We start from the raw sequence: 18040 nt of genomic DNA, 5'->3' as shown, positions 1-18040 counted from the left end.
TTGTTGGCTTTTCATACAAAACTTTGATGCAATTATCTTGCCAAGATTGCATCAAAGACGGTGTATGAAATACAGCAGACTTTGAATAAGACACCCCATTATTTTACAGAATTCATTGATAAAATTTCACGATAATACTTCATAAAAATTACACACTTTAACTTTGTTTCATGCGAATAAGGTCAATTTTTTTCAATCATTAAAATGGGCACTCTTCTTTGAAGAAAACGCTATGAAAATAATTAAAGGCAAAAAATGTAAAAAAAGCTTTCAAAAAATAATGTTAACATTTGAAAGGAAATATACATGAAAGAAAACACTAAACATTGTGCCTCTTCCATACAGGAAGAGTTGCAAGAACAACAACCTGCAATTAGTGCAGCCATTTCTAAGCAAATCAATGAAGCATCGCAGAATTTCTTTTATCCCAATAGCAAAGTGCTTAAAAATAAATACCGCATCAAAGAGCAAGAAATATTAAAGGAACAATGTTGTGATGATGTAAAAAAAGAAATGATAAAACTGCGTCAAGAACCTCTACCAGAACAGTTTAATTCCTCCTATCTAAAATATCTTCATCAACGCCTCTTTTCCCGTGCATTTGAATGGGCCGGACAAATACGCGAAAAACCATTTACATTTGAAGATGGTACTGTTGCTTCTATGCCCATTTTGAAAAGAAAAGAATTTACAAAACCTTTTGCGATTGGCAGAAAAATACAGGAGGGACTAGAAAAGTTAGATAAAACGCTTGCTGAAAAGAATAATTTACAAGGCTTAACTCGCGAAGAATTCGTTGAACAAGCAGCTGGAATAATGATAGATTTGCACCACTTGCACCCTTTCAGAGAGGGCAATAGGCGCACAAAGAGACTGTTTGTTGAAAAACTCGCTCAAGCAGCAGGACATGAGCTAGACTTTTCTCTTGTGAGCAAAAAACGTAAAGACTTTGTCCGCGCTGCTGCCATGGAACATAGCGATCCAGAGCCTATGAAGCATCTGCTTGAGGATATCTCAAATCCAGAAAAATTGCTCATTTTACAAGAATTTACCAACTCTATGAGAACGCTTGGATTGGATGAAAAAAATTATTATCTCACTGTCGTCGCAAAAGAAGGAGAAACCTATCATGGTACCTACAGAGGCAGTGGACCCAGTGGACCCAATGGCTTCATGCTTGATGCCAATGGGATTTTCATCTTGGGAAATAAAAAAGGTCTCACCCCAGAGCAAATACAGACATTAAAAATCGGTGACGCCCTCTCCTTTACAGCGCCCAAAACTCAAAACCCAGCAAAAAACATTGCTTCCAGAAAAAAAGAGCCGTTCTTACAAACGATGAAATAACTAAAAAGAGCAAAGACAACGCATCCATTCAAACAAAGAAAAAGCTCATTTTTCACCGTGGATTGCCCCTCATGCTTTACATGACAGCATTGAAGTTATGTCCCAAAGTTTGCAAGAACAAATGACCAAACCAATTGCTCAATCTGCTTCCTCCATGAGGCAAATGCAAAAAGATTTCCAAAAAAACATTTTACAGACCAGCAATACAGCGACAAATAATCCAACGTCTGTCCAAATGACAAAGGAAAAACGCTCTGATCATCAAGAAAGAACAAAACAGCCCCCAAAACAAGCAACGGCATACTGGGACACTAGTACAAAAAAAACGGACACCGTCCCTCTCACCTTACAGGAGAAATTATCCTCATCGCCTGAAACCGAAGAAAATAAGACAATGTACCGTAATTTCTTTTGCCCTAATAGTATCACTTTAAAAAATAAATATGGAATAAAAGACTATAAAAAATTAAAAGTGCAATGTGCCCATGATACAACAAAAGCAATCATTCATCTACGCCAAGAAGCGCCACCGCAAAAACTAACTTCCACATCTCTCCAATTATTCATCACACCCTATTTAAAAATACTTTTGAATGGGCCGGACAAACACGGGGAAAAACCATTTACATTTGAAGATGTTACCGTTGCTTATATGCCAATGATGAAAAAAGCTGGTATTTTTTGCCCCAGCAAAACAGATACAAGAGGGACTAGAAAATTTAGATAAAATACTTTCTGAAACGAATAGTTTAAAAGGCTTAACCCGCGAAACATTTGTTGAACATGTCACTGAAATGTTAATACAGCTCAACTATACGCATCCCTTCAGAGAAGGTAATGGACGCACACAACGAATGTTTTTTGAAAAACTTGGGCAAGTTGCTGTCCACACACTCGACTTTTCTCTTGTAACAGAAAAACACATGAATCTTGCCAGCATTGCATCGCTAAAACATAATGATAAGGAAGAGATAAAACATCTGCTTGAGGATATCTCAAATCCAAAAAAAATACTTATTTTAAAAGAATTTATGGACAATATGAAACATCTTGGGTTTGAAAATATTCATCATCATCTTATTACAACAGCGAAAGAAGGTCATACCTATAAAGGCTTCTACAGAGGCAGTGGACCCAATGGCTTCATGCTTGATGCCAACGGGATTTTCATCTTGGGAAATAAAAAAGATCTCACCCCAGAGCAAATACAGACATTAAAAATCGGTGACGCCCTCTCCTTTACAGCACCAAAAGTTCAAAAAATGAAATTACCACAAGGATAAAAAACAACGCATCCATTCAAGCAAGAAGAAAAGAAATCGAAACTTTGTGCCAAATCATTTATGGCAATCGTCATATTTTGGGGAAAAAATTGAGATGATCCATGAAAATCATACTGAAGGAGAACAGCTCACCTATCAAATTGCCACCTCCCCCAATCTATTTCTAAACTTTCTGGTAGCAATGTATTTGGCATAAAAAACAACGCGCGCGCATGCTGAAGCAAATATTTTGCCCCTCTGTAGAGCCATTGATCGTTATATCAATATTTTTAAACAAACAGAAAGAGACATTCTCCATACCCATCATGTAAAACAAAGGCGGTGTGAACAATCGGTAGAAATGCCTAAGGCTTGGATGAAAAATCTCTTTTCCTTGTCAAAAGCACAACAGCAAGAAACCTTATCAAACTCTCCTGAATTAAGAGGGGAGATAAGGACTTATCTCAAAAAAATCAATGAGCGCTTATCCTCAAGCGAGCATGAAGCTATAAAGGAAAATAATCCTGAAAGACTTGCGAAGAGTCTTGGCACATCAACCGTTAAAGCAAAAGAGATTATGGAAATAGTCAAGCAAATAAAAGAGATAGAACAGCATATACAACCCATGTATTTTTATAACCATAAATTCGATGAGCGCCTAGCACCAAACCAGCATCAATCTATAAAGAAAAATAATGAAAAAAAATGTTCCAACACTCTTAGTAACGAAACAATTAAAGTGCAAAAAATGACAGAAACCGTCAATCAGAGTTCTAAAAGACAAGAAAATATTCAACCTCACAAAACAGAGCACGCAAAAGCAATGGCAATGAATATCTAAAGGATTCATAAACTTTAACTTTTTGCCCTCTCTGATAAAAATGATAGCCTTTACCCGCCTGCTTTCATTGGCAAATCAATCGCACCTCAACGGGAATGGAAACCATGAGAGAACAAATTTATCTTATTTCCTCAGATTTTATCCTCATTAACTGTGAAAAGAAACCTGAACAGGCAAAACGCTGTTGAAAGATCATGTCTTCCTATCCTTTTGTTTATGTAATCTCTAGAACGGGAAGGCAGCCTAATTTGGGGAGAATATAAAGCTGTAAAAGTAAAAACCAATCACGAGCTTTGCCATCACCTTTTAGCTCAGCCTTACGACTTTTAAAAACATCTAAAGTACTGTCTTTTAAATAATGGATAAATAATGAAGATTGCGCATTGCTTCACGCTTTTATTTTATTTGCGTTCTTTAATAGGGTCACGCCCCTCACGTAAAACAGAACGGGTATTGGGTTGTACTATTCACGACATCACACCATAAAGAGGAATTATCATTATAGATCCCCATATGTCCCTTCAAACTGTTATGATATCGCCCCCATATTTCAGTTTGAAAAGAAATTTTAATTATTTTATGGCAAAATAAAAATTGTAATGCAACAGTAAACAAGGAGCATAAAAAAGTCTTCAAGCACCATTGTTGACAGAAAGATAAACACCGTCGTACAACGCTTACAAAAAGTATCCTTGATTGGGATACAGATCAGATTTTTACGATTTAAAACGGTTTATTTCTCCTGTCATCGCTTCTCTTTTACAACAAAACCGATATATCTTTATGACATTGATAAAAAAAATTGCAACAGTTGCTTCCGGAACCCTTATGAGCCGTATTTTTGGCTTCGTACGCGAAATGCTTATGGCAGCAGCGCTAGGGACCGGTCCTGTTTCTGATGCCTTTAACGCTGCTTTTCGTTTTCCCAACACATTTCGTCGTTTTTTTGCTGAAGGTGCCTTTAACGCTGCTTTCATTCCTCTTTTTGCAAAAAAAATCACTGAAGATGGTCAAGAAACGGCATGCAAATTTGCAGAAGAAGTCTTTGGCGTTCTCTTTTCGCTGCTCTTACTGTTAACGATTGCGATGGAACTGAGTATGCCTTTTCTGGTACGAACCATTATTGCCCCAGGTTTTACCGAAGATGCGACAAAATTTAACGCTACAATTCACTTTACTGCGATCATGTTTCCCTATTTAACCTGCATGTCGCTTGCTGCCATGATGGGGGGCATGCTTAATGCTCTGCGACGCTATTTTATTGCCGCCATTGCCCCACTCTTTTTAAACATTATTCTGATTGGTGTGCTTGCCTATGCTTGGATTTATAAACTTGACGCTTGGCATATTGGCTTAAATCTCTCTTGGGGTGTATTGGCAGCAGGGCTTCTTCAACTCACCTTAATTGCCCTTGCTTTGCGTCAAAGTGGAATGAAAATATCCTTCCGCTGGCCCCATTTAAGTCCTAATGTTCGCAAGCTATTAACTTTAGCATTCCCAGCGGCTATCACGGGTGGCATCACACAAATCAATTTGCTCATTAATACCAACATTGCTTCTAGTCAATCGGGTGCTGTCTCTTCTTTGATGTATGCTGATCGTCTTTATCAATTGCCTCTAGGCGTAATCGCCATTGCCGTTGCAACCGTTCTTTTACCAGAATTAACACGCGCTTTGCGAAGCAAAAAGCATGAAGAAACCCACCATTTACAAAACCGCTCTATTGAATTAACGCTATTGTTAACACTTCCAGCATCCATCGCTTTTTTGTTGCTCTCCACTCCCATTGTCAGTTTGCTCTTTGAGCGAGGACAATTTACCAGTCAATCAACACATCATGTGGCACAATTACTGGAACTTTATGGACTAGGACTTCCAGCTTTTGTTCTCATTAAGGTCTTTATTCCTAATTTTTTTGCCCATGAAGATACCAAAACACCGATGATTTTTACAGGTATTTGCGTTTTCATCAATATCAGTCTCGCCTTAACATTATTTCCTTCTTTTTCTGCACGAGGCATTGTTATTGCTGAAATTACTTCTGGATGGGTCAACGCCCTGTTGCTTTGGGGTGTCCTTATCAAACGCGGTTATTGGAAATACGACTTCCAACTGATAAAGCGAATATTATGTCTCATGATAGCAACCCTTTTGAGTGCACTGGCCCTCTATTACGGATTGAATGTGTTTGGGTTTTGGTCTTTTCCTTTATCCTCACAAGCATCCTTTTTATTGCGCGCCAGCACCTTAGTTGGGATCATGCTTGGCATATTCTTGATCTATTTTAGTGCCTATTTTTTATTCAACACCCATTCCTTTTTTCACATGCTTAAAAATTTGAAAAAACGCCCATAATATCTATACTTTGTCAAAAACAATAAAACAAATAACCTTAATTGAAGAAAGAGCACTCCTATGGATACCTTCACACCACTTGTCTTTTCCGGCGTACAACCGAGTGGTCATTTACATCTTGGCAATTATCTTGGAGCCATTCAGCGTTGGGTTGAACTGCAAAACTCTCATCACTGCCTCTATTGTGTTGTGGATATGCATGCGCTCACAGTCAACCCAGATCCCCTTACTTTACGGGAATCCACCAGAACAGTGACAGCCGCCTTTTTAGCCTGCGGTATTGACCCTCAAAAACACATTATTTTTAACCAATCACGTGTTTTTCAACATGCTGAACTCGCCTGGATTTTTAATTGTGTTGCCCGTATCGGCTGGCTTCAACGCATGACACAATTTAAAGATAAAGCAGGAAAAGATCGCGAAAAAGCATCCCTCGGGCTTTTTGCCTATCCCACTTTGATGGCTGCTGATATTTTAGTCTATCGTGCAACGCATGTTCCAGTAGGCGAAGATCAAAAACAGCATGTTGAACTCACACGCGATATTGCACAAAAATTTAACAACGACTATGCACAACGTATTGCCGAATTAAATTTTGGTATCTCTATGCAAACGGATGAAGAAAAAAGGCAATGCTTCTTTCCCCTCCCAGAGGCGCTTATTGGAACAACAGCCACACGCGTTATGTCTTTGCGCGATGGGACGAAAAAAATGTCAAAATCAGATCCTTCAGATTTTTCACGCATTAATTTGACCGATGATGCTGATCTTATCGCAAAAAAAATACGCAAAGCCAAAACGGATTCGGCTCCTCTTCCCGATACCCTGACCGCTTTAAAAGAACGACCAGAAGTGGATAACCTGCTTGGTATTTATGCCGCCTTTGCTAACGTCAGCAAAGAAAAGATTCTTTTAGAATTTTCTGGTCAACAATTTTCGCATTTTAAAACAGCTCTAGCCGACCTTGCTGTCCATAAGCTTGCCCCTATAACAGAAGAATTACGTCGACTGCATCAAGAAAGTGATTATATCGACTCTGTTTTGCGTGATGGCGCTAAACGTGCTAGTATGCTCGCAGAAGAAAATATGAAAAAAATTCGTGAAATTATTGGATTTTTGCACGATACATAAAGATAATAAAACTAAAAACTGTAGAGAGCAAAAAAATCGTTTGTACAAAATAGAGAAAGTGCATGATTTCCAAACCAAAAAATCCGAAAAAAGAACCCAAGAAAAAGAACTTAGTCATTATTGATGAAACACCAGAGTGTCGGCGTGCCGTTGCGTTTGCCGCACAGCATGCCCAAAATACCAATAGAACATTGGTATTACTTTGTGTCGTTGATAGTGTGGAATTTCAACATTTTCTAGGTGTAAACAACGTTATGCGCACAGAATCAACGCAAAGTGCTCATAAAATATTAGGAGGCATTGCCAGTGAAGTCCGCACCACCCATGCGCTTGAAACAGAAATAGTGGTGCGTGAAGGAAAAAAAATTGATGAGATTTCCAAACTGATCGACGAAGATAAAAGGATTGCACTAATTGTTTTAGCAGCCAGTGGACATACAGAAGGACCAGGACCCCTTGTTCAATTAATCGGGAATAAAGGGACAGCTTTTTCAATTCCTGTCATTGTTATTCCTAGCAATCTTGCCGATGACGATATTAGATCTATTGCCTAAAAAATATAATATTCTACAATGTAAGATCTTCCTAATCCTTCATTATAAAAGGAGAGTCTATGTTTATTCAAACTGAAACCACACCAAACCCTGCAACACTTAAATTTCTGCCAGGACGCGTGGTTCTTTCTGAGGGCGTATTAGAATTTCGTGACCCTGAAGAAGCAGCTAAAAACTCACCTTTGGCGGCTAAACTGTTTAATATTCCTAATATCAATGGTGTTTTTTTAGGCTATGATTTTATCACCGTAAGCAAAAAAGAAGGAGAATGGCAACATCTCAAGCCCGTCATTTTAGGCACAATCATGGAACATTTTCTATCCAATGAGCCAGTGATCACCACCAACGCTACAATACAAGCACAAACCCATGCCCTTAACGAAGAATTTTATGACGAAAAAGATGCTGATATTGTCTTAACCATTAAAGAGCTGCTTGAAACGCGTATCCGCCCAGCAGTTGCCAATGATGGTGGAGACATTACTTTTCGCGGATTTGAGAATGGTATTGTTTATCTCAATATGCGGGGTGCCTGCGCTGGATGTCCCTCTTCAACGGCAACCCTCAAACATGGTATTGAAAATCTTTTACGCCATTTTATCCCTGAAGTTTTAGGCGTTGAAGCCATGCCACAATAAATATTGACCTCAATAGGTAAAATAACCACACCGATTGCCCCTCTTCAACAGCGCTCAAACATGGAGTGCAAAAATCTTACGTCATTTTATTCCTGAAATTTTAAAAGTAAGCTATGTAGCCATAAAAATACAGTACTGTTAAAAAAGTCTGTCCAATAATAATACCTTCACTCACCTTTCACCTCCATATATGCCTTAAAAAGATTTCAAAGCCCCTTTTAAGAAGCATCGGTTGTTTCACAACAAACCCAATAATGATATCCACAGAAGTACAAAACATGGGCATGCACTTTAAATTTATTTTGTTTCATAATCTTGTCATGCAATTTTAACTAGGAAAACACGACCCGTTACAAAAAAAGAAAACCCAAAAAAGAAAACATTGTAAGATAGAGTGCCCATTTGCTCCATCTTTCTCACTTCTCCCAACGATAAAATCACGCAAAATACTTCTTGTAGCAGCCAATCAACAAAGATCACATTTTGCAACTTGAATGAGAATTCTGGCATTCTTCTTATTTCAATTCTGTTTTTATTGTATCAATCAAAATCGTCCGCTTACACAGCACAAACTGGATAATAACAAAAACTATTTTTAATAGCTCTTATACACACTTTTTATAAGAGACTGTTGCAGCACTAAAAACTGGAAAATGCATAACCGTACGACCTTATCAAGATCATACCGTCCTTTTTCTATTCTTAAAATCAAGAATTTCCCCTCTATCATTTTCAATCTCATTTCCATAAATATGACGCAAACGGTGGAATTACCTGTAAAAAATAAATACATTTAAGCTAGATCTATTATGATTGTTTGAGAAATTATCTAATAAAAAATGAGAATATTTCTTCAATCCAGTAGGAATAAGTTTGTCTGCTTTACCGCATTGTTCTTCTCATAAAGCACATACTTTTACTGTCGCATGTACGTCAACATCCAACTTCACCCATAACTGCGTATTAAAAGAAAAGACAGAGCCACTATTCCTCTGCGATACATGGCTTTGCAATAAAGGAAAATATATTGCCTCTATCTGATTGGTGTAATCTGTGAAACAACAAAAAAAGCCCATTCGAGAAGAATGTAAAAATAAAAAACCAGCGAAATGCAAAAACAATTGCAAGGGGATAAATGCCTAAACTTTTTTCACAAACTCCGACTTTAAACTCATCTGACCAATCCCTGGAATTTTGCAATCAATGTTATGATCCCCATCCACCAAGCGAATATTCTTTACCTTAGTACCACCTTTTAAAACAGATGAAGCGCCTTTTACTTTCAGATCTTTTATCACCATAACGGTATCTCCGTTTGTTAAAATCTGACCATTGGCATCATAAACAGTATTGACAAGAACAGTATCATCGTTTTTTTGTGGCCATTCATGTGCGCATTCAGGACACACAAAATTTTCACCATCTTCATAAGTATAAAGACAATCACAACGAGGACATTTGGGATATTGGGTCATAAATTCCCCTTTTAAAAGAAAAATCATTTGTTATGACTGGTCATAAAGCAAGAAGTACTTATTGTCCATTATTTTAGAAAAACATTTCCCTTTGTTTCAACCTTCATCTGCCAACTGTGTTCATGAATACTATCATCACATACCATACATGGGTTTATAAAAATGATTGATCATTATATAACTTAAATAAGCCCCCGCATATCATAAAATTTACTCACTTCATTCTCTCTCATAAATGAATCAAAATCATTTTCTTATACATCACCAATACAATTAACGAATGAATAAAAAACAATTAGAAAAGGAACATCTCTGAATAAAAACGCTTCCAAAAAGCTAAAAACTGAGAAACAAGAAAATGATAGACTCAACTTGACCTTTTATTTAAGTAAAGCATTCATAATGTTAGAGAACAAACTGATTTATGATCATAGTTAATGGTTTTGTATATTGAATGAGAGCCCCCAATATCGTAAGATTCTCTCAACCTCTTTTACATTGAATAAACCAAAGCCTTTTCCTTGCATGTTACAAGTAGGAAGAGCCGTGTAAAACAATTATTCAAAATACTAAATACTCTCAAATATAAGAGCCAACATTGAAAGCGGGCAAAGTGAATGATGGTGCTGGTCTTACTCTCTCATAAGCATAAAAATGGTGCTGCTCAATGGATGGCCGGTTATCCCTTTCAAAAGTAACACGCATAAGATACGTTTTTAGCGTTTTGAGAGAGAAGCTTCTTTAAGACAACCATATGAAATGTGCAACAATGATCGTATTTTGTTGTGTATGAGCCCCCCCTATTAAACAAATATTTCTATCAAACCATTAGAAACCATTGGACATAAATTCCCCGATTATGCCTGATTATAATTACCTACAGCATTTGGTTTTAAGAAGCCAGAAGTTTTAGGAATCCAATTGACATGTAAAAGAGGAAAAAACAAAACGAGCTTGAAAATGGAAGCTCTGCCTTATGGCCAATAAAATCACGTCCCTAAAAACATACCTCATGTGATCAATCATCATACCTTTACAAAAAACATTCCACTGATCTTAGGTGATAATATCAGGGCGATTTCGCCCCAATGTTTGTTGTATTTTTAACAGTTTTAGTGCCACCTGTTGCAAAGGTTGGAGAACTTCTTGCGGATTAAAATTGTGTTTGCGCGGATCACTTTCATACTGTTCAAAATAAAGTCGTAAAGTAGCACCTAGCGTCCCTGTTCCCGACAAACGGATCACCAACCGTGCTCCGTTCTCGAAAAAAATACGTATACCTTGCCGCGTGCTAACGCTCTGATCAACAGGATCATGATATGTAAAATCATCTGCTTTTTTGACGAAAAATCCAGCAATTTCAGTTCCTGCATGTGGTAAGTGCGTACGCAAATGTTCTATAAGTTCCAAAGCTTTATCTGCTTCGACTTCTTCATAATCATGCCGTAACGTGTAAAAACGCCCATAGGTGTACCAATGCTGCTGAACTATTTGTGCGACAGTTTTTTCTGTTATCGCTAAAAGATTTAACCAAAATAAGACAGCCCATAAACCATCTTTTTCGCGGATGTGATGAGAGCCAGTTCCAAAGCTTTCTTCACCACAAAAGGTTACTTTCCCCGCATCCAAAAGGTTTCCAAAAAACTTCCATCCCGTTGGCGTTTCAAAAAAGTTTAATCCGTGTTTTTCCGCAACCAGATCAGCAGCACGTCCCGTCGGCATAGAACGCGCTATCCCCACAACACCTTTTCGATATCCTTTAATGAGGTGTGCATGCTCAGCCATAATAGCCAAAGAATCTGAAGGCGAGACAAATTGCCCACGACCAATAATGAGGTTACGATCTCCATCACCATCAGAGGCTGCGCCAAGATCTGGTCCTTGCTCTGACATCAATAAATCATAAAGAGCCTTGGCATAAACCAAATTGGGATCCGGATGACCGCCTCCAAAATCTGGCAAAGGAATACCATTAACCACCGTCCCTTCAGAAAATCCTAAGCATTTTTCAAAAATTTCATGAGCATAAGGCCCTGTTACCGCATGCATAGCATCAAACCGTAAAGTAAGACCTCGAGCGACGGCCTTGGCAATACAGTCAAAATCAAAAAGCTCCTGCATCAAAGCAACATAATCAGCGACAGAATCAATAATATCAATCCGCATGGCTCCCATAAAGATCGTACCTTGCCTATCTAAATCAATATCTGGTGCTTCAAGAATTTTATAAAAGGAAAGACGTTGCGATGTTGCAAAAATAGCATCACATAAAGAATTAGGAGCGGGTCCACCATTAGAAACATTGTATTTGATACCACAATCTCCCTCTGGACCACCAGGATTATGGCTTGCAGAAAGAATAAGTCCACCATGAGCATGGGTTTTACGAATAAGATGCGAAACAGCAGGTGTAGAAAGAATACCGCCCCTTCCCATTTTAACACAAGAAACACCATGCGCCGCTGCCATCTTCAACACAATCTGAAGGAGAGTACGATTAAAAGTGCGCCCATCGCCCCCAAGAATCAACATTTTTCCTTCAAGAGGTCCAATGTTATCAAAAAGAGACTGTATAAAGTTTTCTACATAATGAGGTTGTTGAAAAACAGACACTTTTTTGCGCAAACCAGACGTTCCCGGTTTTTGCCCCTCAAAAGCCGTGGTCAAAACTGTCTTTATGGTCATGTAAATACCTTCATATTCTTTCCTTTAATTTTAAGGTGAAGAGTATCCAAAGTCGACCATTAATTCTACTTGACGGAAGTGTGAAATATTTGCACACTCGTTAGAAGTAAGAATTCTTAAAGAATCCCTTTTATTTAAACCGTTCTTTCCGATATGCTTTTAAAGACAAAAGCTGTTTTAAAACGAAATTTTTGTAAAAAATATAGGAGCATCCTTATGATGAAAAAAACTGTTCCCAATGTAACATTCCATACACGTGTCCGAGATGAAGTGGGTGAAAATAATTCTTATCGGTGGCAAGAAGTTAACAGCGATTCTTACTTTAAAGGAAAGCGTGTTATTCTTTTTTCTCTTCCTGGAGCATTTACCCCTACTTGCTCAACCTTTCAGCTGCCTGACTTTGAAAAACTCTATGATGAATTTAAACAAGCGGGTATTGATGAAATTTATTGCCTTTCCGTCAATGATGCTTTTGTCATGAACGCTTGGGGAAAAACACAAAATATCAAAAACGTGAAATTAATTCCTGATGGCTCTGGTGAATTCACACGCAAAATGGGTATGCTGGTTGCAAAAGACAATGTTGGTTTCGGCATGCGATCATGGCGCTATGCTGCCGTTATTAATGATGGTGTGGTTGAGCAATGGTTTGAAGAAGCGGGTTTTTCAGACAATTGCATGACAGATCCTTACGAAGTCTCTTCACCACAAAATGTTTTAAAAGCTTTGAAAAGCTAATTCCGCCCCCAAAGTCGTCCATTTAAACAAAATTTAACGACACAAATTTCCTTAGTAAAGAAAATTTGTGTCGTTTGTATTTTTTGAAACATCTATTTGTCAAAGCAGACACTATAATTTGGTTGAGCGTTTTCGGTAAGAAAATATCCCAGCAATAAATTTTTAATAGGTATTTCACGTTTTAACTGCTTTGAAAAAACTTTGTGTCAAACAATAATTTGATTTATAAAGATAATTTATAATTTTTCATGTCGAATGAGAGGCACTGAATATCATAAGATTGTTTTATTTTATCCCTTCTTATATTGAATCTCTTAAAACTATTTTCTTGCTCATTAGCACGTGAGATTGGCATATGAATAAACGGTTAAAAAGAGTATAAATGCGTCTCATAAACGCTCTAAAACACAAAAGCTATGAACATCATTACTGCAAGCTTCACAAAAGCATCAAGAAAAAAATATGGTATAAAAACGGCTCTGCATAAATAACCGTTCATGAAGAATATTAAATAAAAACAGATCCCGTAAACATTCCAATTCACATACAATAAACAGATTCATTGCTGTTTTAATAGTCATTTATTCTAAGCTTTTATTTTTCTCTAAGAGAAAAACAGTTAAAGAAGGCGTCTATTTGGATATTCTACCATAAAGTGTTTTTTCATTTCTTCCTCTTCTATCTCTTCCTCTTCATCGAGCTCAAAATCTTCATCACATTCAGGAAGACCAAAAATATCTGGATTAATGAAATAACAATATTTTTTTGTCCCCTTCGCTACAATTTTATTCTCTTCTAATTCTTTGATACCTTCTTTAAAACTTTCAAAATTAAGATATTCTGGTTCTTGAATTGAAAGATCACAAATCAAAAATTCATTGAGAGTATCCTCATCTAATCTTACCTGATCAAACCATAAATCCACATCATCTTCATCTGACATTTTCCCTACCTGCCACAACATCACAAAAAATGCTTTCATACCACTAAATGATAGCCCAAAAATCATACGCCGGCTATCGGACGCTCCTGAAAACGTAATTTGCGGAAGATCTTCAAATCCGAAATTTGAAGGAGGAAGTTTAAATGATTTTCCAATATCTTCAGGTTTTTTCAAAATAAAGGGATTTCTTTCATATAACACTGTAAAATCATATTGGGCCATTTTCATTTCTCCGTAAAAAATTGATTTGTTATAATAAATGAATAATTTCAAATGGTTTTCATTATAATCTCTTATAATGCCTCCCATATTTTTCCTTTAAAAATTGTCTGATTTAAGTTATTCGTTGCTTTTGAAACTAAAAAAATCTTCTAAAATAAAACTCTTGAGATTTCTTTCATCTCTCATGGATGTGAGATTGTAGACTGCCGACAATAAAACAGTAGAAAATATGATATCAGCAAATGAGAATTCAAAAATTAAATCCATATGAATGAATGATGATCAATATTGCTATAAACTATTGGGTTTCTGTTATTGATCATCAATTTTTCTAAACAGGGTTGCGTCAAGGACCTCAAATGCTTCAGTGTCCAGTATTTTGCTTTACGAAGGTGCTTACCTCGCGTCCTCAAAAGCATTTTCACCTTTAAAAATTGCTTTTATGCCGCAGGAACTTTAAAAAAAATAACGCGATTTTAAGAATATCTAAACAAGTAAAATACAAATTCTGAAAATTGAAGAAGAAATGTTCAAGCTTTTCCTAACAATTTCTTTCACAAAACTTTTATCATTATCGTTTTTGGGCTGCCAAAATATCTTGTACTGTTTGAACCAATTGCTCTTCATCAATCATCACTTGCGCAGGACGGCTTTCACGCCATGTTTGATTATCTTTGATCTCATGAGACAACCGCGCTCCTTCAATCAAATCTTTAATCTGTATTTTCCCGCTCTCACGCTCTTGTGAACCTTGGATAACCACACAAGGCGCTTGACGTCGATCTGCATATTTCATCTGCGCTTTAATTCCCGATGCCCCCAAATAGAGCTCAGCACGAATTCCCGCATTTCGCAATTGCATCACCATTTTTTGATAACCAGCAACCGCCTCTGGTTCTTTATCCATCCTCAGTACCACAACCGGCCCTGTTGTGTCCTTCATAGGCAACTTTCCAAGATTTTGCAAAGCAGCGATCAAGCGTGAAACACCGATTGAAAAACCTGTTGCCGGAATATTTTCACCACGAAAGCGTGCCACCAATCCATCATAGCGCCCACCACCACCAACGGAGCCAAAAACAACTTTTTGCCCATCATCATTGAGAACATCAAAAAGCAATGCCGCCTCAAAAACAGGTCCCGTATAATATTCCAATCCACGAACCACCGAAGGGTCAATTTTAATGCGATTGTGATAACCATTAGCGACAAAGATTGCTTGCATTTCCTCAAGCTCGCGAACCCCTTCAAGCCCCTGAGCACTCTGACCAACGACTTGTCTGAGAACATCAAGGATTTCTTCTGCCGTTTTTGCATTTACAGTCAGTAAGGAAAGAATACACTCAATCTCTTTATCCTTAAGCTCGGCCCCTTTTGTAAAATCACCACTTTCATCCAAACGCCCCTTGCCTAGAAGCAAACGCACGCCTTCAGGACCAAATTTATCCAGTTTATCCATTGCTCGAAGAACAATTAAGCGCCTTTCAATCTGCTCCCTTTCCCCTAAACCAATCAATTCTAAAACACTTTCCAGAATTTTTCGGTTATTCAAGCGAATGGCATAATCATGCTGGTGAAACCCTAACTTTTCCAAACTGTCTGCTGCCATCATACAAATTTCGGCATCCGCTGCTACCGTTGATGTTCCAACAATATCCGCATCAAACTGCATAAATTGCCGAAAGCGCCCTGGTCCAGGTTTTTCATTGCGAAACACAAAACCAAGACGATAACTGCGATAAGGCTTTGGCAAAACTTCAAAATTCTCTGCAAAATAACGAGCAAGAGGAGCAGTTAGATCATAGCGCAAAGACATCCATTGCTCATCATCATCTTGTAGCGAAAAAACGCCCGCATTTGGACGATCTTCATCAGGTAAAAACTTACCCAAGACATCCGTATATTCAAAAATTGGTGTTTCCAGTGCCTCGAAGCCGTAAAGTTCATAAACTTCACGAATTTTTGTAATCATTGTTTCAGTTGCATACAACTGTGCACTTGTACGATCCACAAAACCACGGGGTAAACGGGCTTTGGTTTTTTCTTGTTTCAATGACATGTTATTCTCTAGCAACAATATGTGTTCACGAATAACCATTATCCCATAGAAACCAACGCTGCAATGACTTTATCAATCTAAAAACTTTTAATAACATGTTAGAGTCTTTTATTTTACAAAAACAATATCCTTATAAAGCGATATTCTAAAAGAGTTTATCCTGTAAGATGAATCATAGCCCTTAAACTAAAATGTTCCCAAAACGAATACACTCTCCAAGCCCTCTTATGCCTCATCTTTTAGCACTGTTCAGGTATTCCTTGCATTTTCTTCCTTATATCTTGTCTTCCTTGAAGCAATTTTTCATATATTTCCAAGATTTCTGCATTTTTTTTCAAACATTTGCTTTCCGTATTTGATCCTCCCAATCCCAACAGAAAATAAGAAATATATGAACACTTTTTGAAAAGATCAAAAATAACTCTTGACTTTAGATAAAGCAAATCACTTTTTGAAAGAAGTATCTGACTTAAAATTTGATAAGCCCCCTTCTTTTATAAGAGCTTTTTTTCTTTGATAACTTAGCAAAAAACTTTAAGATAGAAGCGTATTTTTAGATTGCTCGGCAAAATCATGAATAACATTTTTTAAATCAACACTATTTCGACCAACCTGTGTAATCGATCTTGAAATGGAAGGAATAAGATTCTGCCATAGCCTTTGAGGAAACTGCTGAGTTAATTGTGTTATTGTTCCCCCTTGAGCCCCAATACCAGGAACGAGAAATAAGTTATTTTCTAACTGTTCGATTGTATCTTTTGCTTCATTGCCCAATGTTGCTCCAATCACTGCCCCAATAGGACCAACATGATGATATTGACTTGAAGATTGGCTATTATATTCAAAAATACGCTGTGCCAAATGAACAGAAACTGTTTGATCACCAATGCGCGCATTTCGAATGTGCCTTCCCTCTGGATTCGAAGATTGAACAACCATAAAAACAGCCGTTTTTGTTTCTTCTGCAATCTTTATTAAAGGAATGAGAGCATCAAATCCTAAAAAAGGATTGACTGTTATAGCATCTGCTTTAAACGCACTGCTTGAACCAAGCCAAGCTTTACCGTAAGCCTCAGCGGTAGAGCCAATATCCCCTCTTTTCGTATCAACGAGAACCAACAAACCTTGTGCCTGTGCATTTTCAATAAGCTCTTTGAGAATTTGAAGCCCTTCCACCCCATATAACTCAAAAAATGCGGCTTGAGGCTTTATCATCCCCACTTTACCCACAACCGCTGCTAAGAGAATATCACAAAAATCTTTTAGACCTTTATAATCACAGCTTAAATTCCATGATTGCAAAACTTTATGACTCGGATCAAAACCAACACAAAGCGGTCCATATTTCTCACTATTTTTAAAAAAAGCTGAACAAAACATTTTATATCCTAACACGGTCTGTCTTTAAACCTTTTGATACAATCAAAAAGAAAAGCATTTGTCAAAAGAATACAATGCTGAAAACACAAAGAAAGAGCTCTCTATACAAAGTGTGCTTTTATTTGTGAAAGAATATAAACAAAAAAAACATCCATATTATTTTGTTCAATGAACTCATAAATCCCAATAGCGTGCCTTGTCGTTTTTACACCCCTTTTTTATGATCAACAAAAACTCTCTATGAACGTGCTTTAAACAAAAGTTTTAAAAGAAAATGCCCTACCATGATGATCACCGTCTTGTGTTCGATCTTTCCTATCCCTTTTTATCGGCTATTTACCACTTTTGGAACATAATTGGCAAAAAGACATTGTATCTCCAGCATATTCAAGGAGATAAAACATGGAAAC

Annotated in this window: 15 protein-coding genes and 1 pseudogene; 10 read left to right on the top strand and 6 right to left on the bottom strand. The window is 37.3% G+C overall.

Annotated elements, in window-relative coordinates:
- The first annotated feature begins 306 nt into the window (after positions 1-306).
- The 5 genes from ACFIJK_RS07425 to ACFIJK_RS07405 all read left to right on the top strand — a co-directional run bounded on the left by ACFIJK_RS07425 (position 307) and on the right by ACFIJK_RS07405 (position 3450).
- The gene (locus ACFIJK_RS07425) at positions 307-1347 is read left to right on the top strand and encodes a Fic family protein (protein WP_375627371.1); all 1041 of its coding nucleotides are present in this window, start codon (positions 307-309) and stop codon (positions 1345-1347) included.
- 97 nt (positions 1348-1444) lie between these two features.
- Positions 1445-2074, top strand: coding sequence for a hypothetical protein (locus tag ACFIJK_RS07420; RefSeq protein ID WP_375627370.1), 630 nt, complete (start codon positions 1445-1447; stop codon positions 2072-2074).
- Positions 2019-2630, top strand: a complete 612-nt coding sequence (locus ACFIJK_RS07415) for a Fic family protein (RefSeq protein ID WP_375627379.1) — start codon at positions 2019-2021, stop codon at positions 2628-2630. The genes ACFIJK_RS07420 and ACFIJK_RS07415 overlap by 56 nt, the downstream gene beginning before the upstream one ends.
- The gene (locus tag ACFIJK_RS07410; protein WP_375627378.1) at positions 2615-2728 is read left to right on the top strand and encodes a hypothetical protein; all 114 of its coding nucleotides are present in this window, start codon (positions 2615-2617) and stop codon (positions 2726-2728) included. Before ACFIJK_RS07415 ends, ACFIJK_RS07410 begins: the two co-directional genes overlap by 16 nt.
- Before the next feature lie 131 nt (positions 2729-2859).
- Positions 2860-3450, top strand: a complete 591-nt coding sequence (locus ACFIJK_RS07405) for a hypothetical protein (protein ID WP_375627369.1) — start codon at positions 2860-2862, stop codon at positions 3448-3450.
- A 217-nt stretch (positions 3451-3667) separates the two neighbouring features.
- On the opposite strand, the pseudogene ACFIJK_RS07400 reads toward ACFIJK_RS07405, so the two are convergent.
- Positions 3668-3899 (bottom strand): annotated as a pseudogene (locus ACFIJK_RS07400) (integrase); the annotation flags it as partial.
- 334 nt (positions 3900-4233) lie between these two features.
- Between ACFIJK_RS07400 and murJ the strand changes: the two are divergent.
- The 4 genes from murJ to ACFIJK_RS07380 all read left to right on the top strand — a co-directional run bounded on the left by murJ (position 4234) and on the right by ACFIJK_RS07380 (position 8128).
- Positions 4234-5805, top strand: a complete 1572-nt coding sequence (gene murJ, locus ACFIJK_RS07395; RefSeq protein ID WP_375627377.1) for a murein biosynthesis integral membrane protein MurJ — start codon at positions 4234-4236, stop codon at positions 5803-5805.
- Between the two features lie 60 nt (positions 5806-5865).
- Complete coding sequence (gene trpS / locus ACFIJK_RS07390) at positions 5866-6936, top strand: tryptophan--tRNA ligase (RefSeq protein WP_375627368.1); 1071 nt, start codon at positions 5866-5868, stop codon at positions 6934-6936.
- 62 nt (positions 6937-6998) lie between these two features.
- Complete coding sequence (locus tag ACFIJK_RS07385) at positions 6999-7490, top strand: universal stress protein (RefSeq protein ID WP_375626412.1); 492 nt, start codon at positions 6999-7001, stop codon at positions 7488-7490.
- 59 nt (positions 7491-7549) lie between these two features.
- A complete protein-coding gene (locus ACFIJK_RS07380; RefSeq protein WP_015856727.1) occupies positions 7550-8128 on the top strand; it encodes a NifU family protein in 579 nt (192 codons plus the stop codon).
- Between the two features lie 1139 nt (positions 8129-9267).
- Here the strand turns inward: ACFIJK_RS07380 and ACFIJK_RS07375 are convergent.
- Entirely contained in the window at positions 9268-9603 is a 336-nt protein-coding gene (locus ACFIJK_RS07375; protein ID WP_375618296.1) for a zinc ribbon domain-containing protein YjdM, read from the bottom strand.
- A gap of 1056 nt (positions 9604-10659) precedes the next feature.
- Positions 10660-12288 (bottom strand): alpha-D-glucose phosphate-specific phosphoglucomutase, encoded by a 1629-nt coding sequence (locus tag ACFIJK_RS07370; RefSeq protein WP_375627367.1) that lies wholly within the window; start codon positions 12286-12288, stop codon positions 10660-10662.
- A gap of 216 nt (positions 12289-12504) precedes the next feature.
- Between ACFIJK_RS07370 and ACFIJK_RS07365 the strand changes: the two genes are divergently transcribed.
- Entirely contained in the window at positions 12505-13026 is a 522-nt protein-coding gene (locus ACFIJK_RS07365) for a peroxiredoxin (protein WP_375626417.1), read from the top strand.
- Positions 13027-13645: 619 nt separating this feature from the next.
- Here ACFIJK_RS07365 and ACFIJK_RS07360 read toward each other — a convergent pair.
- The 3 genes from ACFIJK_RS07360 to pyrF all read right to left on the bottom strand — a co-directional run bounded on the left by ACFIJK_RS07360 (position 13646) and on the right by pyrF (position 17630).
- Positions 13646-14191, bottom strand: a complete 546-nt coding sequence (locus ACFIJK_RS07360; RefSeq protein ID WP_375627366.1) for a replication protein — start codon at positions 14189-14191, stop codon at positions 13646-13648.
- Positions 14192-14762: 571 nt separating this feature from the next.
- Positions 14763-16250 (bottom strand): histidine--tRNA ligase, encoded by a 1488-nt coding sequence (gene hisS, locus ACFIJK_RS07355; RefSeq protein ID WP_375627365.1) that lies wholly within the window; start codon positions 16248-16250, stop codon positions 14763-14765.
- Between the two features lie 534 nt (positions 16251-16784).
- The gene (gene pyrF, locus ACFIJK_RS07350; protein ID WP_375626423.1) at positions 16785-17630 is read right to left on the bottom strand and encodes an orotidine-5'-phosphate decarboxylase; all 846 of its coding nucleotides are present in this window, start codon (positions 17628-17630) and stop codon (positions 16785-16787) included.
- Positions 17631-18040 lie beyond the last annotated feature (410 nt).

The organism is Bartonella sp. PS17NMGDW (assembly GCF_042193555.1).
GTDB classification, from domain to species: Bacteria; Pseudomonadota; Alphaproteobacteria; order Rhizobiales; family Rhizobiaceae; genus Bartonella; species Bartonella grahamii.
This window is presented reverse-complemented; position numbering and strand designations above follow the sequence as displayed.